25 protein-coding genes are annotated in these 26,020 nt (G+C 70.5%); 18 read left to right on the top strand and 7 right to left on the bottom strand.

All coding sequences use genetic code 11. The annotated features are described in order from the left end of the window. Nucleotides 1–593: 593 nt before the first annotated feature. Complete coding sequence (locus tag KGQ19_RS24895; RefSeq protein ID WP_212012247.1) at nt 594–1,256, bottom strand: MerR family transcriptional regulator; 663 nt, start codon at nt 1,254–1,256, stop codon at nt 594–596. Between the two features lie 118 nt (nt 1,257–1,374). Here KGQ19_RS24895 and KGQ19_RS24890 point away from each other — a divergent pair, with 118 nt between their 5' ends. The 3 genes from KGQ19_RS24890 to KGQ19_RS24880 all read left to right on the top strand — a co-directional run bounded on the left by KGQ19_RS24890 (nt 1,375) and on the right by KGQ19_RS24880 (nt 3,341). Further along, a complete protein-coding gene (locus KGQ19_RS24890) occupies nt 1,375–2,001 on the top strand; it encodes a DUF4188 domain-containing protein (protein ID WP_212012245.1) in 627 nt (208 codons plus the stop codon). A 51-nt stretch (nt 2,002–2,052) separates the two neighbouring features. Then, nucleotides 2,053–2,751: an alpha/beta fold hydrolase gene (locus tag KGQ19_RS24885; RefSeq protein WP_212012243.1), complete on the top strand. Its 699-nt coding sequence runs from the start codon at nt 2,053–2,055 to the stop codon at nt 2,749–2,751. A gap of 119 nt (nt 2,752–2,870) precedes the next feature. Beyond that, a complete protein-coding gene (locus KGQ19_RS24880) occupies nt 2,871–3,341 on the top strand; it encodes a carboxymuconolactone decarboxylase family protein (RefSeq protein ID WP_212012241.1) in 471 nt (156 codons plus the stop codon). A gap of 25 nt (nt 3,342–3,366) precedes the next feature. Here the strand turns inward: KGQ19_RS24880 and KGQ19_RS24875 are convergent, their stop codons facing one another. After that, nucleotides 3,367–4,062 (bottom strand): endo alpha-1,4 polygalactosaminidase, encoded by a 696-nt coding sequence (locus tag KGQ19_RS24875; RefSeq protein WP_212012239.1) that lies wholly within the window; start codon nt 4,060–4,062, stop codon nt 3,367–3,369. Between the two features lie 16 nt (nt 4,063–4,078). On the opposite strand from KGQ19_RS24875, the gene KGQ19_RS24870 reads away from it, so the two are divergent. The 7 genes from KGQ19_RS24870 (at nt 4,079) to KGQ19_RS24840 (ending at nt 10,668) form a co-directional block, all read left to right on the top strand. Beyond that, entirely contained in the window at nt 4,079–4,540 is a 462-nt protein-coding gene (locus tag KGQ19_RS24870) for a hypothetical protein (RefSeq protein ID WP_212012237.1), read from the top strand. A gap of 32 nt (nt 4,541–4,572) precedes the next feature. Further along, nucleotides 4,573–5,043, top strand: coding sequence for a GntR family transcriptional regulator (locus KGQ19_RS24865; protein WP_230419355.1), 471 nt, complete (start codon nt 4,573–4,575; stop codon nt 5,041–5,043). After that, on the top strand, nt 5,040–5,885 hold the full coding sequence (locus KGQ19_RS24860; protein WP_212012235.1) for an ABC transporter ATP-binding protein: 846 nt from the start codon (nt 5,040–5,042) through the stop codon (nt 5,883–5,885). Before KGQ19_RS24865 ends, KGQ19_RS24860 begins: the two co-directional genes overlap by 4 nt. Continuing rightward, nucleotides 5,882–6,856, top strand: a complete 975-nt coding sequence (locus tag KGQ19_RS24855) for an ABC-2 membrane transporter-related protein (protein ID WP_212012233.1) — start codon at nt 5,882–5,884, stop codon at nt 6,854–6,856. The genes KGQ19_RS24860 and KGQ19_RS24855 overlap by 4 nt, the downstream gene beginning before the upstream one ends. A 57-nt stretch (nt 6,857–6,913) precedes the next feature. Further along, complete coding sequence (locus KGQ19_RS24850) at nt 6,914–7,657, top strand: metallophosphoesterase (RefSeq protein ID WP_212012231.1); 744 nt, start codon at nt 6,914–6,916, stop codon at nt 7,655–7,657. A 177-nt stretch (nt 7,658–7,834) separates the two neighbouring features. Further along, nucleotides 7,835–9,757, top strand: a complete 1,923-nt coding sequence (locus tag KGQ19_RS24845; protein WP_212012228.1) for an elongation factor G — start codon at nt 7,835–7,837, stop codon at nt 9,755–9,757. A 113-nt stretch (nt 9,758–9,870) separates the two neighbouring features. Beyond that, on the top strand, nt 9,871–10,668 hold the full coding sequence (locus tag KGQ19_RS24840) for an arylamine N-acetyltransferase family protein (protein WP_212012226.1): 798 nt from the start codon (nt 9,871–9,873) through the stop codon (nt 10,666–10,668). Between the two features lie 24 nt (nt 10,669–10,692). On the opposite strand, the gene KGQ19_RS24835 is transcribed toward KGQ19_RS24840, so the two are convergent. Then, a complete protein-coding gene (locus KGQ19_RS24835; protein WP_212012224.1) occupies nt 10,693–11,718 on the bottom strand; it encodes an aminoglycoside phosphotransferase family protein in 1,026 nt (341 codons plus the stop codon). Between the two features lie 9 nt (nt 11,719–11,727). After that, entirely contained in the window at nt 11,728–12,522 is a 795-nt protein-coding gene (locus tag KGQ19_RS24830) for a TetR/AcrR family transcriptional regulator (RefSeq protein WP_212012222.1), read from the bottom strand. Between the two features lie 217 nt (nt 12,523–12,739). Between KGQ19_RS24830 and KGQ19_RS24825 the strand changes: the two genes are divergently transcribed. The 5 genes from KGQ19_RS24825 (at nt 12,740) to KGQ19_RS24805 (ending at nt 19,086) form a co-directional block, all read left to right on the top strand. Beyond that, nucleotides 12,740–14,278 (top strand): MFS transporter, encoded by a 1,539-nt coding sequence (locus KGQ19_RS24825; protein WP_212012251.1) that lies wholly within the window; start codon nt 12,740–12,742, stop codon nt 14,276–14,278. Between the two features lie 251 nt (nt 14,279–14,529). After that, on the top strand, nt 14,530–15,897 hold the full coding sequence (locus KGQ19_RS24820) for an MFS transporter (RefSeq protein ID WP_212012213.1): 1,368 nt from the start codon (nt 14,530–14,532) through the stop codon (nt 15,895–15,897). A gap of 155 nt (nt 15,898–16,052) precedes the next feature. Then, nucleotides 16,053–16,853 carry a COG4705 family protein gene (locus KGQ19_RS24815; protein WP_212012210.1) on the top strand — a complete coding sequence of 267 codons (801 nt, stop codon included), beginning with the start codon at nt 16,053–16,055 and terminating at the stop codon, nt 16,851–16,853. A 161-nt stretch (nt 16,854–17,014) separates the two neighbouring features. Next, nucleotides 17,015–18,406 carry a sensor histidine kinase gene (locus KGQ19_RS24810; RefSeq protein WP_212012208.1) on the top strand — a complete coding sequence of 464 codons (1,392 nt, stop codon included), beginning with the start codon at nt 17,015–17,017 and terminating at the stop codon, nt 18,404–18,406. Then, nucleotides 18,403–19,086, top strand: a complete 684-nt coding sequence (locus tag KGQ19_RS24805) for a response regulator (protein WP_212012205.1) — start codon at nt 18,403–18,405, stop codon at nt 19,084–19,086. The genes KGQ19_RS24810 and KGQ19_RS24805 overlap by 4 nt, the downstream gene beginning before the upstream one ends. A 37-nt stretch (nt 19,087–19,123) precedes the next feature. Here KGQ19_RS24805 and KGQ19_RS24800 read toward each other — a convergent pair whose 3' ends face one another. Further along, nucleotides 19,124–19,633, bottom strand: a complete 510-nt coding sequence (locus tag KGQ19_RS24800; RefSeq protein WP_212012203.1) for a carboxymuconolactone decarboxylase family protein — start codon at nt 19,631–19,633, stop codon at nt 19,124–19,126. Nucleotides 19,634–19,680: 47 nt separating this feature from the next. On the opposite strand from KGQ19_RS24800, the gene pdxR reads away from it, so the two are divergent. Then, entirely contained in the window at nt 19,681–21,234 is a 1,554-nt protein-coding gene (gene pdxR / locus KGQ19_RS24795) for a MocR-like pyridoxine biosynthesis transcription factor PdxR (RefSeq protein WP_212012201.1), read from the top strand. Nucleotides 21,235–21,347: 113 nt separating this feature from the next. Then, a complete protein-coding gene (locus KGQ19_RS24790; RefSeq protein WP_194894763.1) occupies nt 21,348–22,022 on the top strand; it encodes a Crp/Fnr family transcriptional regulator in 675 nt (224 codons plus the stop codon). Between the two features lie 140 nt (nt 22,023–22,162). Here the strand turns inward: KGQ19_RS24790 and bagB are convergent, their stop codons facing one another. Continuing rightward, nucleotides 22,163–23,305, bottom strand: a complete 1,143-nt coding sequence (gene bagB, locus KGQ19_RS24785; RefSeq protein ID WP_212012199.1) for an ArsA family ATPase — start codon at nt 23,303–23,305, stop codon at nt 22,163–22,165. Beyond that, nucleotides 23,302–24,297 carry an ATPase BagA gene (bagA, locus tag KGQ19_RS24780; protein WP_212012197.1) on the bottom strand — a complete coding sequence of 332 codons (996 nt, stop codon included), beginning with the start codon at nt 24,295–24,297 and terminating at the stop codon, nt 23,302–23,304. The genes bagB and bagA overlap by 4 nt, the downstream gene beginning before the upstream one ends. Before the next feature lie 116 nt (nt 24,298–24,413). On the opposite strand from bagA, the gene KGQ19_RS24775 reads away from it, so the two are divergent. Continuing rightward, nucleotides 24,414–25,991, top strand: a complete 1,578-nt coding sequence (locus KGQ19_RS24775; protein WP_212012195.1) for a serine/threonine-protein kinase — start codon at nt 24,414–24,416, stop codon at nt 25,989–25,991. The last annotated feature ends 29 nt before the right edge of the window (nt 25,992–26,020 follow it).

Below are 26,020 nucleotides of genomic sequence, written 5' to 3'. Positions count from 1 at the left end.
CCTACAGTGCCGGTGGCCGGGGGTCAAGTTCGCGCCATACGAAACCGCAGGTCAAATGCTCGACCGCCGCGCGCGGACTTTACCCCCGGACACCGGTGCTGTACCCCCCGGGCTGACGACGCGACCGTGGGGAACGGACCGCACCACCCCACAAACCGCAGCCGCTGAGACTAGATCGGCCACCCGAGGGAACCGCGCTAGTTTCCCTGAGGTTGCCGAGGCCCGCCGGAGGCCCGGCCCTTCACCACAGCCCTTGACCTTGCACTGGCTAACTGGAGTTGAAGAGGCCTGAGGTGGGGCGGGGTTGTGAACGCGGAAACCGGCAGCCGACAAACACAACCACCACCCCGAACCCCGAACCGGCACAACTATGACCGAAGGCCGTAAAAAGCTTTGAAACCCACACCAAAACCGCAACCCGGCCCACAAACTCCAGCCCCCAGCAAACTCCACCCGCCAACGAATCCCGCCCGCCGACCGACACGTCACGAACCACATCGCGAACCGCGCCGCGAACCACATCGCGAAAGCTCCCGGGCAAACGTTGCCTGATACAGCACTAGGCCGCCGCGAGAACGCTCTACAGGGAGGTATCAGGGCGCCGGTTCGTCGCCGGTTCCATGCCGCAGGCGCGATGAGACGTCCTCATGTGCCAGGCGGCGCAGGGCCAGGAGTATCGGCTCGACCAGGACCGTGTAGGCGACCGTCGCCTCAAGCGCCTCTTCGATCTGTTCGTACAGAGCGATCGTCGCGTATTCCGCTTCCGCCATGGGGCGGATCGCCGCCGCGTACCGACGGAAGTCCTCTACCGGAGCGTCGTAGCCCAGGCCTACGAGGGTTGCCACGGACTGTGTGAGCACGTCGAGCGCGGGTGCCGTGTCCAGGAAGCGCCAGCCGAGTCTTCGTAGCTCGTCGAGGATCAGGCCGCGGATTTCGTCCCAGACAACGCGTTCCTCAGAATCCTGCGGGGGTGCCTCTACGTGCGGGGGCAACATGTACTGCGCGGCGCCCAGGCGCTCGTGGCGGGTGAATGCCGGGTCCTCGGCGACGGCCAGGACGTCGCGCGCCTGCGCGACCGACATCTTGCCGATCGTCAGCATCGCGCGGACGAGGCGGAGGCGGCGTACGTGGTCCTCGCTGTACTCGGCCTTGCGGGCGGAGACCGGCGTGCCCGGGGGGACCAGGCCCTCGCGCAAGTAGAACTTGATGCTCGGGACCGACACGCCGCTGCGTCGGCTCAACTCCGCCAGGTGCATGGTCCCTCCATTCCGGTCTCGACAGCCGTCGCGCCGCGTTCTACCCTGAGCGCCAAGGATAGTTCAACTATCCTTGGCGGCCGCACCGCCCGGCGCACGTCACGATGGGGGTCCCACCATGCCGATGCAGAACCCGATGCCCATGCACTGGAGCCGGACCGTACCCGGCGCGCCGAGCCCGCGTAAGCGGCTGCGCGGCCGGTTCATGGCCGACAACGGCGAGCCGATCGCGGTGTTGCTGATCGGCGCCCGCATCAACAAGTGGTGGGCGGTCCATCACTGGATCCCGGTCTTCCGCGCCATGCCGCGCATGCTCAAGGAACTGAGTAAGGACCCCGACAGCGGACTCCTCGGCTACCGCATCCTGTGGGGTCCGTGGTTCGGCCAGGTGACGGTGGTGCAGTACTGGCGGCGCGCCGGGGACATCCGCGCGTTCTCGCATGACGAGGACCGAACGCACCGCCCGGCGCAGGACCACTTCATGGGCCGCTATATGCGTTCCAACGGAGCGATCGGGATCTGGCACGAGATGCTGTCCGTCCGCGCGGGGGCGTATCAGTGCCTGTACGGGGACATGCCGCCGATGGGGATCGGCGCCGTCCACGGCCTGGACCCGGCGACGGTGCGACCGGATGGCTTCGGCTACACGAAGGGCGAGGATCCGCTCTTGGCCGGAGTGGCTGATCGCGTCGAGCGAGCCGAACCAGCCGGGACGGCCGGGACCGCCGGGACCGCCGAGGGCTGAGCAGATCCCGCACCGCCGGATTCGTCGGAGTCCGGGGCTAGCGTTGAAGCCATGGCTACCTACGTCTTGATTCACGGCGCATCCTCGGACTCCTGGTTCTGGCACCGCGTGGTCCCGCTGCTGCGCGCCGCGGGCCACGACGTCGTCACCCCGGACCTGCCGGTCTCCGATCCCGAGGCGGGGATCCCGGAATACACGGACGCGGCCGTCGCGGCGCTCGGGGACCGCGCGGACGCCGACGATCTCGTGGTCGTCGCGCAGTCCATGGGCAGCTTCACCGGAGCCGCCCTCACCCACCGGGTCCCGGTGAAGCTCCTGGTCTTCCTCTCGGCGATGGCGCCGAAGGAGGGCGAGACGCCCGGCCAATGGTGGGAGGCCACCGGCTATTCGCAGGCCAGGCAGGAGAGCGACGCGCGCCTCGGGCTGCCGGCCGACGCCGATGTGAAGGTGGTCTTCTTCCACGACGTCCCCGAGAAGATCGTGGCCGCGGCCTGGGAGCGCGGCGAAGTCGGCCAGAGCGACCGGCCGTTCGGCCCGCCGCCGATGCCGGCCCTGCCGACCGGCGTGCCGATCCGCTACCTGGTGGGCCGGGACGACCGCTTCTTCCCCCTGGACTTCCAGCGCCGGACGGTCCAGGAGCGGCTGGGCTTCGCGCCGGACGAGATGGAGGGCGGCCACCTGCTCCCCCTCGCCCAGCCCGAAGCGGTGGTCCAGCGGCTGGAGGCCTACCGCGTCGGCGCCGGGCTCTGACCGTGGCCGGTGGGTGACGCAGGTCACACCCCGACAGTCCAGCCTGCTGTCACATCGCCCCCGTTCCGATGGTCTACGTAGCGAGAGCACACAGCGCACCAGACCAAAGGAGCACAGCCATGGAAGCCCGGTTCAACTACTACGGCACCGCCACCGGCCAGAAGTTCAGCAAGCACATCAACTCCGCGGGCCGGGCGGCCGAGGGTTCGGGCGTGCCCTCGGCCACGGTCCACCTGGTCCTGCTGCGGGTCAGCCAGATCAACGGCTGCGGCATGTGCACCGACATGCACTACAAGGACGCCGTCCACGCCGGGGAGCAGCCCGAGCGGCTGAACCTGGTCGCCGCCTGGCGCGACGCCACGGCGTTCACCGACGCCGAGCGCGCGGCGCTGGAGCTGGCCGAGGAGGGCACCCGCATCGCCGACGCGGCCGGCGGGGTCAGCGACGAGGTGTGGGCGAACGCCGCCAAGCACTACGACGAGGAGCAGCTGGCCGGGCTGGTGTCGACGATCGCCGTCATCAACGCCTACAACCGGATGAACGTCATCACCCGGGTCCCGGCCGGGAGCTACCGGCCCGGCCAGTGGTGAGCCGCGGCGCCGGGAAGGCGGCGGATCAACAGGTCTTGTACGCGTAGGACGAGCTGCCGGCCGGGCTCACGTCCAGATCGCGGAGCACGATCGCGATCTTCCCGGCGTAGCCCTGGCAGGCCCTGCCGAAGCCGGCGTCGTCGTACTCGACGTCCACGACGTGGTCGGCGAACGTACTCGCGTAGCCGCCGCATTCGCCGTACTTCCCGCACTGCTCGGTGACCGCGAAATCGAAGCCGATCTGGTGCGCGCGGGGCAGGAACTCCGTGGTGTTCTTCTGCGCGATCGCCAGGCCCTTGGCGTGGGCCAGCCGCGCCAGCTGGGTGGCCAGCGCGACATCGTCATCGGCGGTGAGCAGGCCTTGGGAACGGGAGTAGGAGTCCAGGTTGTCCGGCTCGACGGCCTGGAACCCCTTCGCCGCGCAGCCGGCCATCCAGCCGCCGACGATCTGCGCGATCGCCGTGCGCTTGGCGTCGGTGGAGACGTCGAGCAGCTGCTCGTTCCAGTTCTGGTCGATCACCGGCGCGCCGGACGAGGTCTTCAGCAACAGGTCCGGATGGTTGCTCTGCCACCAGCCGGTGGCGTCGGGCTGGGCCTGGAACGCGTTGAGGTAGCAGATGTTGTAGAGCCCGGACGCCGGCGAAGCCGAGCTGTCGCGGGAGACGATGCGGACGCCGGCCGGCGGGGGATAGGCGCCGCCGATCTGGTAGTCCCACTTCACGCCGAGCGGAGGCAGGGTGACCGAACCGGCAGGCGCAGCAGCACTGCTCGGTGCGCTGGACGCCGTCTTGCTCCCGGAAGGCAGCGGCGACAGCGCAGGCGACGAGGCCGATGCTGAAGAAGGCGCGGAGGAAGGCTTAGCAGAATCCGACGTCGCGGACTCCGGATCCGAACCCGAAGAAGAAGACGCCGAAGTCGTCGCCGACGAACCGTCCCCCGCCGCCGCGTCCGGCGTCGACCCTCCCCCGCTGGAACACCCGGCGGCCACCAGTACAGCCGCCGCGACGGCGATCACGACCCCACGCACAACCGCACCTCCGACTCCCGACACCGCGATGCTAGCGGCTGGGCGACCGCATCAGGGACTTGTCGCCGCGGGCGCCTTCGACCTGATCCTCGGCATGGTCAGCGCGCCGCTGCCAGACCCGGCAGATGCTCGACGTCAGCCATGTCCGGACCGGCAGCGTCGTTATGGTTGACTAGTGTTCTAGTTAACCGTAACAATCACTCCATGATTGCCTTCCACGTCGACCGGGCAGGCAGCGTCCCGGCCTACGCCCAGCTCGTCCAGCAGGTCCGCGAAGCCCTGCGGCTCGGACTGCTGCACCCCGGCGACAAGCTGCCCACGGTCCGGGAGGTCGTGACCTCCTGCGCCGTCAACGCCGCGACCGTGCTCAAGGCCTACCGGGAACTGGAGCTCTCCGGCCTGGTCGAGGCCCGGCAGGGCGCCGGCACCTACGTCTCGGGCACGCTCGGCGGCTCCGTCGACCCGGCGGTGATGGGCGAACTGCGCGGCCGGCTGACCACCTGGGTCGGCGACGCCCGGACCGCCGGGCTCGAGGACGACGATCTGCGGGCCCTGATGACCTCGGTGCTCGCGGAGCCGCCGGGGGAGCTGACGGCTGAGCAGCGCGCGGCGCGGGCGGCCCGGTCCGCGGACGCCACCGACCCGCAGAGCTCCGAAAGCGGAGCGCGGCCATGACCGAAGTCGCCATAGAGACCCGAGACCTCGGGAAGCAGTACCGAAAACTGTGGGCGCTGAAGGACTTCAGCGTCTCCCTCCCCGCCAACAAGGTGATCGCCCTGGTCGGCGCGAACGGCGCGGGCAAGTCGACGCTGATGTCGATCGCCGCCGGGATCCTGCCGGCCAGCGAGGGCGAGATCCACGTCAACGGCCGCGTGGTCCTGCTGTCCCAGGAGAAGCCGCTCTATCGCTCGTTCCGTGTCGCCGAGATGCTGGCCTTCGGCCGGCACCTGAACCGGACCTGGGACCACCAACGGGCCCTGACCTGGCTGAGCCGCTTCGACATCCCGCTGGACCGGCCCTGCGGCAAGCTCTCCGGCGGCCAGCAGACACAGGTCGCGATGGCTGTGGCGCTCGGTGCCCGGCCCTCGGTCCTGCTGCTCGACGAGCCGCTGGCCAACCTGGACCCGGTCGCCCGCCGCGACGTCATCGGCGAACTGCTCGCCGAGGTGGCCGAGAGCGACATGACCGTGGTGCTGTCCACCCATGTGGTGGCCGAGCTGGCCGAGGTCGGCGACCACCTGCTGCTGCTCAGCCAGGGGCGCAGCAGGCTCGACGGGGATGTCGAGGAGCTGCTGGCCCAGCACACACGGCTGATCGGCCCGCGCGCCGACACCCCGCCGATCGAGGGCGAGGTGGTGCAGACGCAGCACACCGAACGACAGTCGACCTTCGTGATCCGCACTCTGCTCGGCGCGGACACCCCGGTCGCCGAACCGTGGCAGGCACAGCCGGTGACCTTGGAGGATCTGGTACTCGCTTATCTGAAGCCGAATCGCAGTCTCGGGGAGGAGCTGTGAAGGGCCTGATCTGGCTGACCTGGCGCCAGCACCGCTGGCCGATCGTGATCAGCGCCGCGATCACCGTGATCTTCTTCGTCCTCATGGCGGTCACCGCGTCCGATCTCGGGTCGATGGCCGCGAAGTGTCTGACCGAGACGGCGGACCAGTGCCAGCGCAAGAGCACCGAGGCCGTCCCCTCGCACGCCGCCTACCTGATGAACTCGCTTGTCTTCCTGCCGGTGCTGGTCGCGGTGTTCTGGGGCGTTCCGCTGCTGGCCCGCGAGTTCGAACAGCGCACGCTGCCGCTGGCCTGGTCGCAGGACGTGAGCCGGCTCCGGTGGCTGGCCGGCAAAACCGCCGTGATGGTCGTCCTGATCGCGGCGATGGGCACGGTCCTGGCCGCCGAGTCTGAACACCTGGCGCACCAGTACCACGCCTACACCTCAGACAGCCTTTTCGAGGGCACGCAGTTCCAGGCCGGCGGCTGGCTGCCACTCACGTTGGGACTGGCCTGGCTCGCGGTGGGCATCGCGGCCGGCGCCGCGACCCGGCGCGTGCTCGCGGCGATCGCGGTGGTCGGCGGGCTGTGGATCGTGCGCATGGTGGGGATGGTCAAGCTGCGGGCGCAATTCATGACTCCGGTGACCGTGATCAAACCGTTCCAGATCGGCAAGGGGGACCGCTCGGGGCCGTCGGTGTTCACGTTCTCGAACGACATGGGCATCAACTCGGGAAGCGTCCCCTTCGTCGACGCCCACGGCGGCACGCACTCAGCCGCGCAGGTGATGGACGGCTGGTGCGGATCCGCGGACGACATGAACGCCTGCCTGCATCAGCACGGCATCGTCGGCAGCCTGATCAAGTTCCAGCCGGCCGCCCGGATGGGCGCCTTCCATCTGATCGAGAACGGCATGAACCTCGGGCTGTTCGTGATCGCCCTGGCCGTCGCCTGGTGGTGCGTGCGGCACACCCGGACCACCGTCGGCTGAGGGCGGCCGGCGGTCTGGCGAACGCCGCCCAGACCGCCGGCTGTCTACGCTCGACCCATGCCAGTCGTCATCGCACACGTCAGCGATATCCACATCGACTCCGAACCCCGCGCCGCCGAGCGCGCCCGCCGGGTCTTCGACCACCTCGACGCCCTGCCCGCCGACCTGGACCTGGTCGTGCTCACCGGGGACATCGCCGATCACGGTCTGGACGCCGAATACGCCGGCGCCCGCGAAGCCGCGGCGACCCGGCACCCGCTGCTGATCTGCCCCGGGAACCACGACGACCGGGAGGCGTTCCGGCGCACACTGCTCGGCGTCCCGCCCTCGACCGAGCCGGTCGACCAGGTGTATCGGACCGACCGGTTCGTCCTCGCCCTCTGCGACTCCTCGATCCCGGGCCAGGACGACGGGTACCTGGCCGACACGACGCTGCGCTGGCTGGCCGCCGAGTTGGACGCGACCCCGGACGACGTCCCGGTCCTGATCGGTTTCCACCACCCGCCGGTCGAGCTGAACGCGCCGTTCGTCGACCGGATCCGGCAGTTCGGCGAGGACCGGCTGGCCGGCGTGGTGGCGAGGCGGCCGAACGTCGTCGCGTTCCTGGCCGGGCACGCGCACACCGCGGCCGCCACCCGCTTCGCCGGGCTGCCGCTGCTGGTCGCGCCGGGGGTGGTGTCCACGATCCCGCTGCCCTGGGAAGGGGATCGGCCGGTGCACCTGGACCAGCCGCCGTCGCTGGCGTTCCACGTCATCGACGACCGGCATCGGGTGACCACGCACTATCGCGTGGTCGTGTGACCTGCTCCGGCGCTCTGAGCGAGGCGCGGCGCCGGCACCGTAAATCGGTTGCCGGAGCCGCCCCCCGGTGTTCCACTGGTCCGGACCGAATCCCCGACAGATAGGAACCGCGCATGCCTCGCTTGGCTTTCGTGCCCACTCAGGTCATGTCTGCCAACGCGAAGGACGCATTCACCGGTGCGGTATCTGAATTTGGGGATCCTGGCGCACGTCGACGCCGGTAAGACCTCCCTGACCGAGCGGCTGCTGCACGCCGCCGGGGTCATCGACGAGATCGGCAGCGTGGACCGGGGCACCACCCGGACCGACAGCCTGGAGCTGGAGCGCCGCCGGGGCATCACCATCAAGGCCGCCGTCACGGCGTTCCCGCTGGGCGGAACGAGCGTGAACCTGGTCGACACGCCGGGGCACCCGGACTTCATCGCCGAGGTGGAACGCACCCTCGGGGTGCTGGACGGCGTGGTGCTGGTGGTGTCCGCGGTCGAGGGCGTCCAGGCCCAGACCAGGGTCCTGATGCGGGCGATCCGGCGGCTCGGGCTGCCCACGGTGCTGTTCGTCAACAAGGTGGACCGGGCCGGGGCCGATCCGGCGCGGGTGCTCGCCGAGGTCGAGGCGAAGCTGACACCGGCCGCGTTCCCGCTCGGCGGCGTCGCCGACGCCGGGACGCGCGCCGCGCGGTTCGTCTCCGACGTGCCCGAACTGCGGCGGCTGAAGCTGTGGCGGAAGCTGGCCGAGGACAGTCGGCGGGGCACCGTGTATCCGGTCTACTTCGGTTCCGCGATCACCGGTGCCGGGATCCCGGAGCTGATGGCCGGGCTCGGATACCTGTTACCGCGCTCCACCGAAGGCGGCACCGGAAAGGCCTCGGGCCGGGTCTTCAAGGTCGAGCGGGGAGCGTCCGGCGAGCGGATCGCTTATGTGCGCATGTTCACCGGGGCGCTCAAGACGCGCGACCGGCTGCCGAGCGGCCGGGTCACCGGGATCTCGGTGCTGTCCGCCGAGGACGGCGCACCGGTGCCGACCGACGTCGTCAGCGCCGGGCAGATCGGTGTCGTCCGGGGCCTGGACAAGGTGCGGATCGGCGATCGGCTCGGTGCGCGCAGCGGCAACGGCGGCGGCAACGGCAACGGATCGGAGAAGGCGGCCGAGGCGTACTTCGCGCCGCCGACCCTGGAAACCGTGGTCGCGGCGCGCGCTGAGAACGGCCGCGGCCCGATGTTCGCCGCGCTGACGCAGCTCGCCGAGCAGGATCCGCTGATCGGCCTGCGCTACGACAAGGCCCGGTCCGAGACGTCGCTCTCGCTCTACGGCGAGGTCCAGAAGGAGGTCATCCAGACCACGCTCGCCGAGGAGTACGGCGTCGCGGTGGACTTCCACGAGACCACGCCGATCTGCGTCGAGCGGGTGCTCGGCGTCGGCGAGGGCCTGGACGTGATCAAACTCGGCGACAACCCGTTCCTGGCCACGGTCGGGCTGCGGATCGGCCCGGCGCCGATCGGTTCGGGCGTGACGTTCGGGCTGGAGATCGAGCTCGGCTCGCTGATCCCGGCGTTCCTCACCGCAATCGAGGAGACGGTGCACACGACACTCGGCTCGGGACTGCACGGCTGGCAGATCCCGGACGCGGCGGTGACGCTGACCCGAAGCGGCTACTGGCCGCGCCAGAGCCACAGTCACGGCACCTTCTCCAAAGCCATGTCGAGCACGGCCGGCGACTTCCGCATGCTGACGCCGCTGGTCCTGATGGAAGCCCTGGCGAAGGCCGGGACCGAGGTCTGCGAACCGATGCACCGATTCCGGCTGGAAGCGCCGAGCGCCTTGCTGGGAACGGTGCTCCCGGTCCTGGCGACGTTCCGCGCGGTGCCGGGGTCGACGGCGGTGACCGGCGAGACCGCGGTGCTGGAAGGGCTGGTACCGGCCGCGCGGGTGCACGCACTCGGTCAGCGGATCCCCGGGTTCACCAGCGGTGAAGGCGTTTTGGAGTCAGCCTTCGACCACTTCGCGCCGGTCAGCGGGGGCGAGGTGCCGGAGCGGGCCCGCTGGGACGCGAACCCCTTGGACCGCAAGGAGTATCTGATGCGCGTGCAACGCGGTCTGTAACAACGGGGCCTGTAACAACGAGGCCTGTGGCAACGGAGTCTGTGGCAACGCGCTCTGTAGCCGTGACCCGCGCCGTCGCCGCCCAGCCGCGACGGCGCGGGTAGCGTGGGGTCGTGGACCTCGACGCCTATCTCGCCCGCATCGGCTACACCGGCGACCGCACCCCGAACGCCGACACGCTCGCCGCCCTCCAGCGCGCGCACATCTACGCGATCCCCTTCGAGAACCTGGACCCGGCCCGCGGCGTCGTCCCGTCCCTGGCCCTGGACGATCTGATGGCCAAGCTGGTCCTGGACACCACGCGCGGCGGGTACTGCTACGAGCACAACACGCTCTACGCCGCCGCTCTGCGCGCCCTCGGCTTCAAGATCACGATGCTGGCCGGCCGGGTGCTGGTCGGCGCCAAGCCCGGCGACCTGCGGCCGCGCACCCACATGCTGCTGCTCGCCGAGGCCCCGGATGACTCCAGCCGCTACATCACCGACGTCGGGTTCGGCAGCGAGGGCGCGCTGCTCGACCCGATAGGACTGTTCCAACGCGAGATCGACGACCAGCCGCGCCGGCATCAGTTGGGCATCACCCACGGCGAGGGCCCGCTGGAGCAACGGATCCTGCGAGCGTTCCTGGACGGTGAGTGGAAGGACCAGTACTCGTTCACGGTCGAGCCGTTCTACGCCCCGGATTTCGAGGTCATCAACTACTACATCGCCAGCAGCCCGCGATCGCCGTTCAGCTCCCGGGTCTACGTCTGCCGGACGTTCCCGGACCGGCAGCTGAAGCTGGACGCCCGCACCTTCACCGTGACCGAGGCGGACGGCACCGCGGTGAAGCGCGAGCTCGCCGACGACGCCGAGGTGCGGACGGTGCTGGCTGAGGAGTTCGGCATCATCGCGCCGGATCCGAAGAGCTAGCGCCCGACTGAAGCCCTGAAAGGCTTACAGTCCCAGCGAATCGGCCAGGTCAACCGCCTCGTCAGCCCAGCGCGCGCAGATCGCCAGGCCGGCGGCGCGGGCCTCGTAGCGGGCATCGGGGTCGACGGCCTCGCCGGTGCCATACGCCCGATGGAGATCGTCCCGGGCCGCCCGCAGACACCACGGCATCATCCAGTCGTACTTCACCGCCGACGCGCGGATGCCGAGCACGGCCAGCCGCGGATCGCCCTTCCACCCGGCCGCTCGCAGCCCTTCGAGATAGGCCCCGGTCACCAGTTCCGGCAGGTGCTCGGCGAAGCCCGGGCGCAGCGGCCAGTCGAAGAAGCTGTCCGGGACCAGGTTCCCGGCGTCCTCACCGACCGCGCCGTCGCCGAGGAAGGCCCAGTCCAGCAAGACCACCTCGCCGTCCGGACGCCGGATCACGTTGTTCGGCCACACGTCCAGGTGGCAGACCGTGCGCGGCAGGCGCGCCATCAGGGCGAGCAGCCGATCGCGGTTCCGGTGCAACCGGACCAGGGCTTCGCGCTGCTCCGGCGGGAAGTGCTTGGCGATCAACGGGAGCGACCACGCTTCATCGTCTTCGAGCAGGGCGAAATCGGCGGGCCGGGTGGTGCTGTAGTCCGCCAGGAATCCCCGGCTGAACCACGGTTCCGACGACAGTCGCTCCGCTCCCTGGGCTTCGCCCAGAGCCCGGGCGACGGCCGCGATGTCTTCCATCGTCAGGTCCTCGCCGTGCGTTCCGGCCACGTCCTCGAGCAGCAGCTCGATGTCGCCGTCCGGCAGCTCGCGGGCCTCGGCGAGTTTCGGCGCGCCGAGGCCGAGCCGTTCGGGCAGACCGGCCGTGTAGACGTCCGCTTCACGGCGCCAGTAGTTCCAGAACCGGGGATCGGCGGATGAGACCCACTGCGGCGGCGCGTCGGTGCGGCGATGGGTCAGGACCTTGTGGATCAGACCGTCCTCGCCGCGCCACACGCCACGGGTCACTGCGTTGTTGCGGTTGTGGGGCAACGGCAATGGTTCCTCTGCCATACCGGAACCCTACTGAGACGCGCTGGCCTGTGCCTTCTCATCGGCGGAGGCAAGCTTGGCGGCCAGCCGGACCTGGAGGCTGTCCAGCATGAGATCGAGCCCGTACACGAAGTTCGCCAGGCGCGCTTCGGTCGGGTCCTTCTCGAGCTCTTGGAGGTAGATCTCCGCCAACCCGGCATCGGCGGCGTCCGCCGCCATCCGCGGGCCCATGTTCTGGTACCACTCCTGCTCGGTCATCCCCTGTCGGCGCAAGGCCGTCAGCCACCCGGCCTCGGCGGACGTGATGCCGACGACGAACGACGACACCGAGCTCATCGCCCGGACCGCCTCCTCGGTGTCGAAACCGGCCGTGGTCAGGATGGCCAGACCCCGCTGGGTGACGGAGACGACGTTCGGGCCCAGATAGTTCAGACCCACCTGGCCCAGCACCTGCATCACCCACATGTGCCGCAGCCCGGCCTGGCGCAGGCTGTGCGCGGTGACGTGCATCGCCAGGCGCCAGCCCGCCGGATCGGTGAGCTCGGGCACCTCGAGTTCGCCGTAGACCTCGTCGACCACGAGCTCGATCAGCTCGTCCTTGCTCGCCACGTGCCGGTACAGCGAAGTCGCGCCGGCGCCGAGCCGCTGGCCCAGGGCGCGCATGCTCAGTGCCTCGATGCCCTCCGCGTCCAGCAGCGCGATTGCCTCGGCGATGATGCGCTCCCGGCTCAGCTGCTCCTTCTGGCGGCGCTGTGGCCGGGTCCAGACCGAGGTCAGGGGCAGGGCGGGCGGAACCGGGCCGGCGTCGTCGCTGTCGATATTCACGGGCGTTCCTCGTCTCCGGGCGGCAAGAGTGTCACTTCACGTCATCAACGATAGCCCAAAGATGCGCACGCCGTTCGCTGTTGCGCACAGCGTGCGCAGAGGCGTACGGTGTTCTCAACGCGCACAGTGTGCGCAGATGCGAACGGTGTGCGCGGCCGGACCGACCGGTCCGCGCCAAGGAGGAGGGGACATGTCAGAGAACACGGGGGCGCCCGCGATGGAGACCAGTACCGAGGCCGGCCCGGCGGGCGGCCGCCGGCGCTGGCTCATCCTGATCGTGCTGTGCCTGGCCACGCTGGTGCTGGTGGTGGACAACATGGTCCTGACGGTGGCGGTGCCGGCGCTGACCGAGTCGCTGCACGCCAGCGCGCAGAACATCCAGTGGGTGCTCGACTCCTACATCCTGGTGTTCGCCGGACTGTTGTTGACCACGGGAAGCCTGTCCGACCGGTTCGGGCGGCGCAGGGTCCTGATCATCGGGCTGGCCGTGTTCGGCGTCGCCTCGGCGGTGGCGACACTGGCCAGCAACCCGGGCGAGCTGATCGCCGCCCGGGTCGCGATGGGCATCGGCGGCGCGCTGCTGATGCCGAGCACGCTGTCCATCCTGATCACCGTCTTCACCGACGAGGCCGAACGGCGCAAGGCGATGGCCGCGTGGACCGTGGTGGCGATGGTCGGCCTGGTCGGCGGGCCGGTGCTGGGCGGGGTGATGATCAGCCACTTCTGGTGGGGCTCGGTCTTCCTGCTGAACATCCCGATCGCGGTCCTGGCCATCATCTCGGCCGTGGTGCTGATGCCGGAGAGCAAGGGCCCGTGGCGCAAGCCCGACCCGCTCGGCACGGTGCTCTCGATCGTCGGCCTGACCTCGGCGGTCTGGGTGATCATCGAGCTCCCGAAGGGTTTCGCCCGGCCCAGCACGCTGATCGCGCTGGCGATCGCGGTGGTCGCGCTGGTCTCCTTCGGGATCTGGGAGACCCGGATCGCCGAGCCGATGGTGCCGCTGCAGCTGTTCAAGCAGCGCAACTTCTCCGGCGGCTCGTTCTCGCTGACCCTGGTGCAGATCGGCAACGGCGGCCTGCTGCTGGTGATGACGCAGTACCTGCAGTTCGTGCTCGGCTACTCGGCACTGAAGGCCTCGCTGTGCTTCATCCCGCTGGCCGTCGCGGCGCTGATCTTCAACACCCTGGGCGCCGGCCTGGGCATGAAGTTCGGCAACCGGCCGCTGATGTTCGTCGGCCTGCTGATCTGCGCGGTGGCCTTCGTGGTCCTGGCCGACCTGGGCGTCGACGACGGGCTGACCAAGCTGTTCGTCGGGCTGTTCCTGCTCGGCGCCGGCTCCGGACTGGCGATGCCGGCCGCGATCACCGCGATCATGGGGGCGGTCCCGCCCGAGCACGCCGGCGTCAGCTCCGCCCTGAACGACACGGTGCAGCAGACCGGCGCGGCACTGGGCGTGGCGATCATGGGCACAGTGGTGGCCAGCCGGTTCACCGCCGGGATGCCGGCCAGCGTCCAGGGCACCGCGCGCAAGTCGCTGGGCCAGGCCGTCTCGACCGGCAACGCGCAGGTGATCGACGCGGCCCGGCACGCCTTCACCCACGCGGCGTCCATCGCCTACATCGCCGGCGCGGTCGGCGTGACCGCCGCGGCCATCGTGTCCTTCGTGGTGCTGCGCGACGTCAAGGCGCCGGCCTCGCCGAGCGACGGCGAGGACGGCAGCGTCGACAGCAGCACCCTGGTCGCCGCGGAGGCCTGAGGCACAGGCCTCTGACCCACGCCGATCCGCACTGATCCATATAGATCCATATAGATCCATAGGGAATGCGAGTCCCGGCCCGACCGCCAGGTAGGCCGGGACTCGCCTTTCCCGCCGCCGCCCACGCCGATCGTTCCTGGAACTGCTGCTCACCGGGGTTAACCCGGTGTCGGCCGCCGACACCGCCCCGCGCCCGACTGTGGTGATGTGAGCCATATCACAGCGCAGAGTAAGAGCCCATTGTTCCCTGCATGACGGAATCCCCCACCAGCACACCCCCCACCTCCGAAAGCGCCGGCGACTCCGTCTGGAGAGTCGTCGGCGCCTCGATGGTCGGCACCACGCTCGAGTGGTACGACTTCTTCCTCTACGGCACCGCGGCGGCCGTGGTCTTCCCGAAGGTCTTCTTCGTCAAGAGCGATCCGCTGACGGCGACCCTGCTGTCCTTCCTCACCTACGCCCTCGGCTTCGCGGCCCGGCCGATCGGCGGTGTGGTGTTCGGCCACGTCGGCGACCGGGTCGGCCGCAAGAAGACCCTGATGGTCAGCCTGGTCATCATGGGGATCGCCACCACCGGCATGGCGTTCGTCCCCGGCTACACGTCCATCGGGGTCTGGGCCCCGGTCCTGCTCACCACGCTGCGCATGGTCCAGGGCTTCGCGCTCGGCGGCGAGTGGGGCGGCTCGGTGCTGATCGTCGCCGAGCGGGACAAGACCCGGCGCGGCTTCTGGGCCTCCTGGCCGCAGGCCGGCGCGCCGCTGGGGCTGGTGCTCGGGACCGGCGTGCTGATCCTGCTGTCGCAGAACATGAGCGACAAGTCGTTCCTGGACTGGGGCTGGCGCGTGTCCTTCGGGCTGTCGGCGGTCCTGCTGGTGGTCGGCGTGTGGGTGCGCAAGTCGCTCAACGAGACCGAAGCGTTCCGGGCCGCGCAGGCGAAGAAGGACAGCGCGCCGCCGAAGCTGCCGGTCCTGGAGGTGTTCCGCACCTCCTGGCGCGAGGTCCTGATCGCCTTCGGCACCCGCATGGCCGAGAACATCTCCTTCTATCTGATCGCCACCTTCTCGGTCACCTGGATCACCGAGCATTTGAAGCTCTCGAAGTCGTTCGGGCTGGACGCGGTGATGGTCGGCGCGGCGATCGAGACCGTGCTGATCCCGGTGTTCGGCGCGCTGTCCGATCGGGTCGGGCGGCGGCCGGTGTATCTGGTCGGCGCGATCGGGATCGGGATCTGGACCCCGATCTTCTTCGCGCTGGTCGATCAGAAGTCGTATCCGCTGGCGGTGCTGGCGATCACGGTCGCCCTGGCCTTCCACGGCCTCATGTACGGCCCGCAGGCCGCATTCTTCGCCGAGATGTTCCCGACCGGCGTCCGCTACTCCGGCGCCTCGATCGGCTACCAGGTGGCCTCGATCGCGGCCGGTGCCCCGGCGCCGCTGATCGCCGTGGCGATCCTGGAGCACAACGGCGGCAAGACCTCCGGGTGGCTCACGCTGTACATGGGGCTGGCCTCGGTGGTGACCATCGTGGCGCTGTACTTCGCGCGCGAGACCCGGTCGGTCTCGATGGCCGGCGAGACCGCGGCCGAGACCGCCGGAGAACTCTACGACGCCGTGCATTAGGGCGTGGCCCCGCTCGGCGAAGCAGCGGATTCCGGGGGCGTCGTTCGCCGGGCCGGCCCTGGGAAAAGGGCGGCTCGGCGAATTTCTGCTACATCGTGTAACAGATTCCCGACAACCCGGGTCACGGCCGCCGTCTTCTGGGATGATCGGCCGCCATGACGACTGAACTGACCGGGCGGCGCGCGGACGGATCAGCGCGCCGGGGTTCGGCACCGACCGCCGCGCTGAGCAAGGTCCCCGAGGTCACACTGATCTTCTGGATCACCAAGATCCTCACCACCGGGATGGGCGAGACCACCTCGGACTTCCTGAACCAGAAGTGGGACCCGAAGATCATGGTCTCGCTGTCCGGGCTGGTACTGGCCGGGGTGATCTGGGTGCAGTTCAAGGCCCCGCGCTACTCGGCCTGGATCTACTGGGCCGCGGTCGTCATGGTCAGCGTGTTCGGCACGATGTGCGCCGACGTGCTGCACGTCGCCTTCGGCGTCCCCTACGCGGTGTCCACGGCGTTCTTCGCGGTCGCGCTCGCAGCGATCTTCGTTCTCTGGTACCGAGTCGAGGGGACGCTGTCGATCCACAGCATCACCACCCCGCGCCGCGAGCTGTTCTACTGGCTGACCGTCGTCACCACGTTCGCGCTCGGCACCGCGGTCGGCGACCTGACCGCCACCACACTGAAACTCGGGTACTTCTCCTCCGGCGTGATGTTCGCCGTGCTGTTCGCGGTGCCCGCGGTGGCCTACAAGCTCGGGCTGAACGGGATCGTCGCGTTCTGGTTCGCCTACGTCGTGACCCGGCCGTTCGGCGCCTCGTTCGCCGACTGGATGGGCGTGTCGGTCAAGCGCGGCGGTCTGGCGTGGGGGACCGGGCCGGTCAGCCTGGTGCTGCTGGGGATCATCGTGGTGCTGGTGGCGGTCCTGGCGGTGACGAAGATGGACGTCGGCAAGCGGGAGTGACCGCGAGACCGCTCGCGGGACCGATGACGGGACCGGCCGAGGCCGACCCCCTACCCCGGTACTACCCGCAGCTTGGCTCCCCGGTGTGACGTGTGACGGCGGTGGTGAACCTACCGTCGTCAGCGTCGGATCCTCCACCCATGACCGGGGAGAGAAGAACAATGACCTCTGTGACCCAGGCTTCGCGGACCGCGCACGGCAACGCGGACGGACTCGGGTTCACCCGCAGGGAACTGCTGACGGTGGCGGCCGTGGTCGCCGGCCTGGTCATCTACGGGCACGCCGATCTGCACCAGCGCTTCGACCAGGCCCACGGGGTGTGGCGGGCCGGCGCCGAGGACTCCTTCGCGTGGCTGTTCGCCATCATCCGCGCGCTGCCGATCCTGTGGTGCCGGCGGCTGCCGCACACCGCCTTCGCCGCCACCCTCGCGGGCTGTGCGCTCGCCGGGGCGGCCCTGGCCTCGGTGGTGGGGATGCCGCTGCCCTGGTCCGTCTGGCCGTGGTCGCCGTCGAGCCAGCTGTGCGTGCTGGCCGCGCTGGTGGTCGCGGGCCTGGAGGTCGGGCGGCGCCGGGCGATCGAGATGGCCGGGGCGTACTTCCTGATGACGCTGTTCCTGGAGGCGGTCCGCCCGGGTTACGGCCTGGGGCCCAGCCTCGGAGCCGTCGTCGCCGGCTCGGCCCTGGCGATCGGCGGCCTGGAACTGCTGCGCGACCGGCGCGACGCCCGGCAGGCGCTGGCGGTGCAGGAGGAGCTGACCGAGACCGAGCGCACCCGCCGCACACTGCTGGAGGAGCGGGCCCGCATAGGTCGCGAGCTGCACGATGTGGTGGCGCACCACATGTCGCTGATCGCGGTGCAGGCCGAGACCGCACCGTTCCGGATCACGGGGCAGAGCGCTGAGACCGAGGCGGAGTTCCGCTCGATCAGCGCGGTCTCCCGCGAGGCGTTGAACGACATGCGGAAGATCCTCGGCCTGCTGCGGGCCGACGCCGCGCAGGCCGAGACCGCCCCGCAGCCGCGGTTGGCCGACGTCCCCGCGCTGGTCGAGGAGGCCGGGGCCGAACTGGACGTGTCCGGCGGCCTGGAGGACGTCGCGCCGCTGATCGGGCTCACGGCGTATCGGGTGGTGCAGGAGTCGTTGTCGAACGCCCGGCGGCACGCCGGCGGGGCCGAGGTCTCGGTCCGGATCGCGCGCACCGATGAGGAGGTGCGGATCGAGGTGCGGAACGGGCCGCCGGCGGGGGACTCCCGGCAGGCCGCGGACCAGGAAGTCATCGAGGAGACGGCCGAGGACGAGACCGGGGACGAGACCGAAACCGAGGAGAATTCCGAGGCCGGTCAGAAGGCTGATGGGAAGACTCCCCAGAAGACCGACCAGACCGATCAGACCGATCAGACCGATCAGGCCGCCCAGACTGCCCAGACCGACGGCCAAGGCATCACCGGGATGCGCGAACGCGTCGTCCTGGTGCACGGTGAGCTCGAGACCGGACCGACCGCGAACGGCGGCTTCGCCGTCACCGCCACCCTGCCGTTGGAGAGCAACGCGTGAGCATACGAGTCCTGATCGCCGACGACCAGGCGATGGTCCGGGCCGGCTTCGGCGCGCTGCTCGCGTCCCAGCCCGACATCGAGGTGGTCGGGGACGCCGCCGACGGGGCCCAGGCGGTCGCCGAGGTGGCCGAGCACGAGCCGGACGTGGTGCTGATGGACGTACGGATGCCGGTCATGGACGGGCTGGAGGCGGTGCGGCGGATCCTGGCCGACGCCCCGGAGCGGCCCCGGGTGCTGATGCTGACCACGTTCGACCTGGACGACTACGTCTACGCCGCGCTGCGGGCCGGCGCCAGCGGCTTCCTGCTCAAGGACGCACCGGCCGCGGAACTGATCCACGCGGTACGGGTGGTGGCGGCCGGCGACGCGCTGCTGGCGCCGTCGGTGACCCGGCGGCTGATCGCCGACTTCGCCTCCCGGCGGCCCGCGGAGCAGCGGAACCCGGTGCCGGGTTCGAATCAAATACAGGTCTCGGCCTTGACGCCGCGAGAGCTCGACGTCCTGCGGCTGATCGCCCGCGGCCTGTCGAACCAGGAGATCGCCGCCGATCTGGTCCTGGCCGAGCAGACGGTGAAGACGCACGTCTCGCGGATCCTCACCAAGACCGGGCTGCGGGCCCGGGCCCAGGCCGTGGTGCTGGCCTACGAGTCGGGGCTGGTGACGGCGAACAGCCGATGAGCCCCGTGGCTCACCGGCTGCTGCTGCGCACCACCGCTCAGTCCTGCGCGCCGCCGGACAGCTCCCACGGCCGCGCGGTGGCCCCGAGCCGGTTCCACAGGTTGATGATCCCGATGTGCCAGACCAGCTCGGCCAGCTCCTTCTCCTCGAAGTGCGCCGCGGCCTCGTTCCACACCGCGTCGGACACCTCGCTGTCGGCCAGCCGGGTCACGGCCTCGGTCAGGGCCAGCGCCGCGCGCTCCCGGGCGGTGAAGTAGGGGGCCTCGCGCCAGACCGCGACCAGGTTCAGCCGGCGCCAGGTGTCGCCGCCGGCGGCCGCGTCGCGGGAGTGCATGTCGACGCAGTAGACGCAGCCGTTGATCTGCGAGGCGCGCAGCTTCACCATCTCGCGCAGCGGCTTCTCGATGCTCGACTCGCCGGCCGCCCGCTCCAGGCCGTTCATCGCCTTCGCGATCCCCGGCGCGAGATCGTCGACGGCGAGGCGGACGGCGGGCTTCACGTATTCGGTGGGCTGAGTCGCTTCGTCGACTGCTGTGTTCGTTGTCATGACTATGACGGTACGCGGGTTGTGGACCGCTGTTAGGATCCAATCTGATGGCTGAATATTGGTCCACTTTGGACGTCGATCTGCACCTGTCGGTCGACCCGGCCTCCGGTCGCCGGGTCGGTCTGGAGCAGGCGCTGCGCGAGGCGGTCCGGGACGGCCGGCTGGCCGCCGGGACCCGGCTGCCCTCGACCCGGACGCTGGCGGTCGAGCTCGGGCTGGCCCGCGGGACGGTGTCCGCGGCGTATGACCAGCTGGTCGCCGAGGGGCAGCTGGTCGCGGTGCGGGGCTCGGGGACGCGGGTGGCGGAGGCTGCGGCGCGCGGCGCGGCCGGGGCGGCCGGGGCGGCCGGGGCGGCCGAACGTGGCTCGCCACGCGCGGCGCCCGCGACCGCCCCCGCTCATCCGACCACTCCGGCGCTCTCGATCGCGCCGCTCGGGTCTGGCGGGGAATCGGTGAACCGGCCCGGTGGCGCGCAGGCCAGGCCCTTCGCCCTGTCACTCCGACCCGGCACCCCCGACCTGTCGCACTTCCCACGCGCCGCCTGGCTGCGGGCCAGCCGGCGCGCGCTCAACGCCGCGCCGAACGACGTCTTCGGCTACGGCGATCCCCGCGGCCGGGTCGAGCTGCGTCGGGCACTGGCCGAGTACCTGGGCCGAGCACGCGGTGTGCTCGCCGATCCCGAGCGCATCGTCATCGTCTCCGGCGCGGTGCAGGGCCTGGCGCTGCTGGGACAGGTGCTCGGCGGCGTGGTGGCGATGGAGGACCCGTACATTCCGCTGTTCCACGACGTGGTGCGTGCGAACGGCGCGCAGGTGCTCCCGCTGCCGGTGGACGACGACGGCGCCCGCGTCGACCTGCTGTCCGGGCGCCGGTACCGGGACGTCGAGGCGGCGATCGTGACCCCGAGCCACCAGTATCCGATCGGCTCGACCCTGCACCCGGCGCGCCGCCAGGCCCTGGTGGAGTGGGCCCGCGACGATCGGCGCCTGATCGTCGAGGACGACTACGACGGCGAGTTCCGCTACGACCGGCAGCCGGTCGGCGCGGTGCAGGGCATGGCGCCGGACCGCACCGTCTACCTGGGAACGGCCTCGAAAACCCTCGGCCCCGGGATCCGGCTGGCCTGGATGGTGCTGCCCGAGCACCTGATCGGCCCGGTCACCGAGGCCAAACTGTACGCCGACCACCAGTCCGAGGCGCTGGGGCAGGTGACGCTCGCGGAGTTCATCACCTCCCACGACTACGACCGGCACGTCCGGGCCGCGCGCCTGCGCTACCGCCGACGCCGCGACCTGCTGGCCGAGCGGCTGCACACCCGGGCCGGGCGCCCGGCGGCCGGTTTCGCGCTCGGCGGCATCGCGGCCGGGCTGCACGCTCTGGTCCGCCTGGAGCCGGCCGGGATGAGCGAGGAGGAAGTCCTCCGGCGCGCCGCGGAGTTCGATCTCGAGCTCGAAGGACTCGGCGGACTGTGGCACACGCCGAACGCTTTTGCGAGCTCCGGCGCACGTCCGCAGGGCATCGTGGTCGGTTTCGGCTCCCCCACCGAGGCCGCCTACCCGCGGGCCCTGGACGCGTTGGTACGGACGCTTTCGTGGAGATGACTACTCATACGGTCTAATGGACATCGCACAATAGCCGGACCCGGCGTGCTGCGCAGGCGCTCCCTGCGTCACACTGGTCTCGGAACAGCACTGCCTTTTAAGAGGAGATATCCGTGGACGACGTACTGCGCCGTACGCCCCTCTTCGCCACGCTCGACGTGGACGCGGCGGCGTCGCTGCGCGCCTCCATGAACGAGATCGAGCTGGCCCGAGGTGAGCTCCTGTTCCACGAGGGCGACCCCGGGGACTCGCTGTACGTGGTCCTGCGCGGGAAGATCAAGCTCGGCCGCACCAGCGGCGACGGCCGGGAGAACCTGGTCGCGGTCCTGGGCCCGGGTGAGATGTTCGGCGAACTGTCCTTGTTCGACCCCGGCCCCCGCTCCGCGGGCGCCACCGCCCTGGTGGACTCCACCCTGCTGGGCCTGAGCTCGGACGAACTGACCCCCTGGCTGGCCACCCGCCCCGACGTGGCCCGCGCGCTGCTGCGGGCGATCGCCCGCCGCCTGCGCCGCACCAACGACTCGATGTCCGACCTGGTGTTCTCGGATGTCCCCGGCCGCGTGGCCAAGGCGCTGCTGGACCTGTCCGCGCGCTTCGGCACCCCGGCCGAGGACGGCATCCACGTCGCCCACGACATGACCCAGGAGGAGCTGGCCCAGCTGGTCGGCGCCTCCCGCGAGACGGTGAACAAGGCCCTGGCCGACTTCGCCGGCCGCGGCTGGCTGCGGCTCGAGGCGCGGGCCGTGGTGCTGACGAACGTGGAGCGGCTGAGCCAGCGGTCTCGGTAGAACGCGCGATAGAAGGCGCGGTAGATCCCGCGTTGGTCTTGTTCGTCGGCTTGGCTTCGTTCGTCAACCGAGCCCGGCCCGGCCGCCGTGGGGTGGGCCGGGCCTAATGCCGTCCGGCTCAGGGGACCTGAGCCGGTACCTCAGCCGGCCAGCAGATCCCCGGCCAGCCGCAGCCCGTCCAGATCGTGGATGTCCCCGGACTGTGCCGGGATCTCGGCCACGGCGACCCCCGGCTGCGAGGCCGTGAACCGCTCGGCCAGCCGCCGCTCGCGGGCCGCCAGCCGGACCCGCTCGGCGTGCAGCCGCAGCAGGCCCGCGGCCAAGCGCGGGTCGGCGGAGTCGGCGTCCAGCTCCTCGGCCGCGGCCAGGGCCTTCTCAGCCGACAGCTCCGGGACCGTGACCGGGTGGACCCGGTTGAGGATCAGACCGGCCAGCGGCATGTTCTCGGCGGCCAGACGCTCGGTGAAGTAGGCGGCCTCGCGCAGGGCGTCCGGCTCAGGGGCGGCCACCACCAGGAAGGCCGTGCCCTCGGCCTGCAGAAGCTGGTAGGTCTCCTCGGCCCGCTGGCGGAAGCCGCCGAACATCGATTCCAGGGAGCCGACGAAGGTCTGGACGTCGTGCAGGAGCCCTGAGCCGAGCAGCTTGTTCAGGGCCATGGTGGCGATGGAGAAGCCCGAGGCCAGCACCTTCAGGGCGAAGCCACCGCCGGCCTTGGCCGGGGCCATCAGCACCTTGATCAGTCTGCCGTCCAGGAAGCTGCCCAGACGGTTGGGCGCGTCCAGGAAGTCCAGGGCGGAGCGGCTGGGCGGGGTGTCGACGATGATCAGGTCCCAGCTGCCGGTCTCCTCGCCGGTGCGGCGCAGCTGGCCCAGCTTCTCCATCGCCATGTACTCCTGCGTGCCGGAGAAGCCCGCGGACAGCGACTGGTAGAAGGGGTTCTGGAGGATCTGCTCGATACGCTCCGGATCAGCGTGGTTCTCGACGATCTCATCGAAGGTCCGCTGCATGTCGAGCATCATCGCGAACAGCCGCCCCGGGCCCTGGACGCCCTCGACCTCGCGCGGGTTGTTGTCGAGCTCGGTCAGGCCGAGCGACTGCGCCAGCCGGCGGGCCGGGTCGATGGTCAGCACCACGACGTCGCGGCCCTGTTCGGCGGCCCGCAGGGCCAGGGCCGCGGCGGCGGTGGTCTTGCCGACGCCGCCGGAGCCGCAGCACACGATGATCGCGGTCGCCGGGTCGGTCAGCAGGCCGTCCACGTCCAGCCGTTTCGGGGTCCCGCTCACGCCGCCTCCCCGATCGCCGCCGCCGCGGACAGCGCGGCGGCCAGCTCGTAGAGTCCTCCGAGATCGATGCCGCCGGCGATCAGCGGCAGCTCGACCACCGGCTGCCCGGCCCCGTCCAGCGCGCGCCGCTCGACCTCTTCCAGGGCGAGCCGTTCGGCGTGCTCGCGGCCCAGCACCGCCAGCGCGTGGGTCTCGTCGGTCTCGATGCCGTAGGGCCGCAGCAGCGCCGCGACCCGCTTCTCGGCCGCCGTGCTGACCGCCGCGCGCTTGCCGATGGTCAGGTGCGCGGTGCGGACCATGTTGACCAGGATCGCGCCGACCGGCAGGCCGGCGGCCCGCAGTTCCTGGACGCCGTCCAGCGTCTCCTGCACCGGCATGTCCTCCAGCACGGTGGTCAGGTGGACCGCGGTCTGCGGCGAGGTCAGCACCCGCATCACCGCCTCGGCCTGGTTCTTCACCGGGCCGACCCGGGCCAGCCCGGCGACCTCGGTGTTCACGTTCAGGAACCGGGTGATGCGCCCGGTCGGCGGGGCGTCCATCACGACGGCGTCGTAGGCGAAGGCGGCGCCGGGCCGGTCGGCCGCGGTGCGCCGGACCGCCTCGCAGGCCTTGCCGGTGAGCAGCACGTCCCGCATACCGGGGGCGACAGTGGTCGCGAAGTCGATGGCCCCGAACCTCTTCAGCGCCTTCCCGGCCCGGCCCAGCTTGTAGAACATGTCCAGGTACTCGAGCAGTGCCTGCTCGGGATCGATGGCCAGGGCGAACACCTCGCCGCCGCCCGGCGCGATCGCGATGCTGCGCTCCTCGTACGGCAGCGGCGCGGTGTCGAAGAGCTGCGCGATCCCCTGCCGGCCCTCGACCTCCACCAGCAGCACCCGGCCCCCGCCCTCGGCCAGGGCAAGCGCCAGCGCCGCGGCCGCCGTGGTCTTCCCGGTGCCGCCTTTTCCGGTGACGATGTGCAGGCGGCACTCCGGCGGCCAGGGTCGGCTCATGGCCCCAGCCTAACCATGCGGCGCACACTCCTGGGACGGTCTACCCCTGGCGCTACTGTAGGCGGGCGTTGTATGGCTGATGCTTATCAGGGAACTTGGCCGAGGGGGGCCCACAGATGAGCGACGACGTCGACACCGAGCAACTGGCGCCACCGGAGCGGGTGATCGCAGAGCGTTACATTCTGCGCACGGAGCTCGGCCGGGGCGGCATGGGCGTGGTGTGGCGGGCCGAGGACCGGATCATCGCCCGGCCGGTGGCGGTGAAGGAGATGCGCCTCGCCGACGGGGTCACCACCTCCGAGCGGGCCGAATTCGAGCAGCGCATCCTGCGCGAGGCCCGCACCGCCGGCCGGCTGAACGACCCGGCCGTGGTGACCGTCTACGACGTGGTCCACGACAACGGCTCCGTGTTCATCGTCATGGAGCTGGTCGAGGCGCCGACCCTGGCCCAGCTGGTCCGCCGCTCGGGCCCGCTGTCCCCGCGCGCCGTGGCCGACATCGGACGCCAGGTGCTCTCCGCGCTGGAGGCCGCGCACGGCGCCGGGATCGTGCACCGCGACGTGAAGCCGTCGAACATCATGGTCGGCCACAACGGCCGGGCCAAGCTCACCGACTTCGGCATCGCCCAGGCCGTGGACGACCCGACGCTCACCAAGACCGGCGCGGTCATCGGCTCCCCGGCCTACCTGGCCCCGGAGCGGCTGTCCGGCCAGGAGGCCAGCGCGGCCTCGGACCTGTGGTCGCTCGGCGCGGTGCTGTACTTCGCGATCGAGGGCAAGCCCGCCTTCGAGCGCGACACCACGGCCGCGACGTTCGGCGCGGTGCTGAACGAGGTGCCGTACCTGACGAACGTGCAGGGCCCGCTGGCCGCCGCCATCTCCGGGATGCTCGCCACCTCGCCGGAGGGCCGGCTGACCGCGCCGCAGGTACGGACCCTGCTGGACGCCGTGGCCGCGGACAGCACCAAGTCCGTGCCGCAGGGCACGATGGTGATGCCGGCCAGCGGGGCACCCACGGCGACGATGAGCATCGGCGGACCGCCGCCGGCGGACGGGACGGCGGCAGGCATAGCCGTGAGTCCTCCGGCGAAGCGGTCCTGGGCCCGGATCGCCGGGACGTTCGCGGCGGCGGTGCTGGTCACCGGGGCGGTCGCGGGCTTCGCCGGGTACGACACGGGATCGAGTTCGGGCAAGAAGCAGGCGCAGAAGGCCGACGCCGGGCCCTGGAACGCGGTGACGGTGTACAGCCTCGGCGGGGTGGGAGCCGACTTCCCGAACCTGGCCCTGAACAGCCAGGCCACATGCATGAGCGGCCCGCCGTTCGCCCCGGGCACACCGACCTACCAGAACAGCAACGACTGTTCGGGGCCGCATGATGTCGAGCTGTACTACCAGACAGACATGATCAACCCTCCGTACGACAACAACGACGCCACGAGCGACAGCCCGGATGTTCCCTATCCGGGTGTGGCCCAGCTGACCGCGATGGCCCGGCAGATGTGCTGGGCCGACCGGCAGATGACGGCGGCTTGGACGGATCCGAAGGGCAGCCAGTACAGCTACTTCGCCCTGATCCCGAGCGAGAACCTGTGGACCGACAAGAACCTGCCGAGCGGCTGGGGCCCCGACGACAAGGTCTCCTGTCTCATGACGAACGCCCCGGGTAAGCAACTCCCCGGCGATACGAGCCACTGACCGCCACCCCTTGGCCCGCCCCTTAGGCT

The organism is Catenulispora pinistramenti (genome assembly GCF_018274385.1).
Classification (GTDB): Bacteria; Actinomycetota; Actinomycetes; order Streptomycetales; family Catenulisporaceae; genus Catenulispora; species Catenulispora pinistramenti.
The sequence above is the reverse complement of the archived record's forward strand: the minus strand, read 5'-3'. Positions and strand labels throughout refer to the sequence as shown.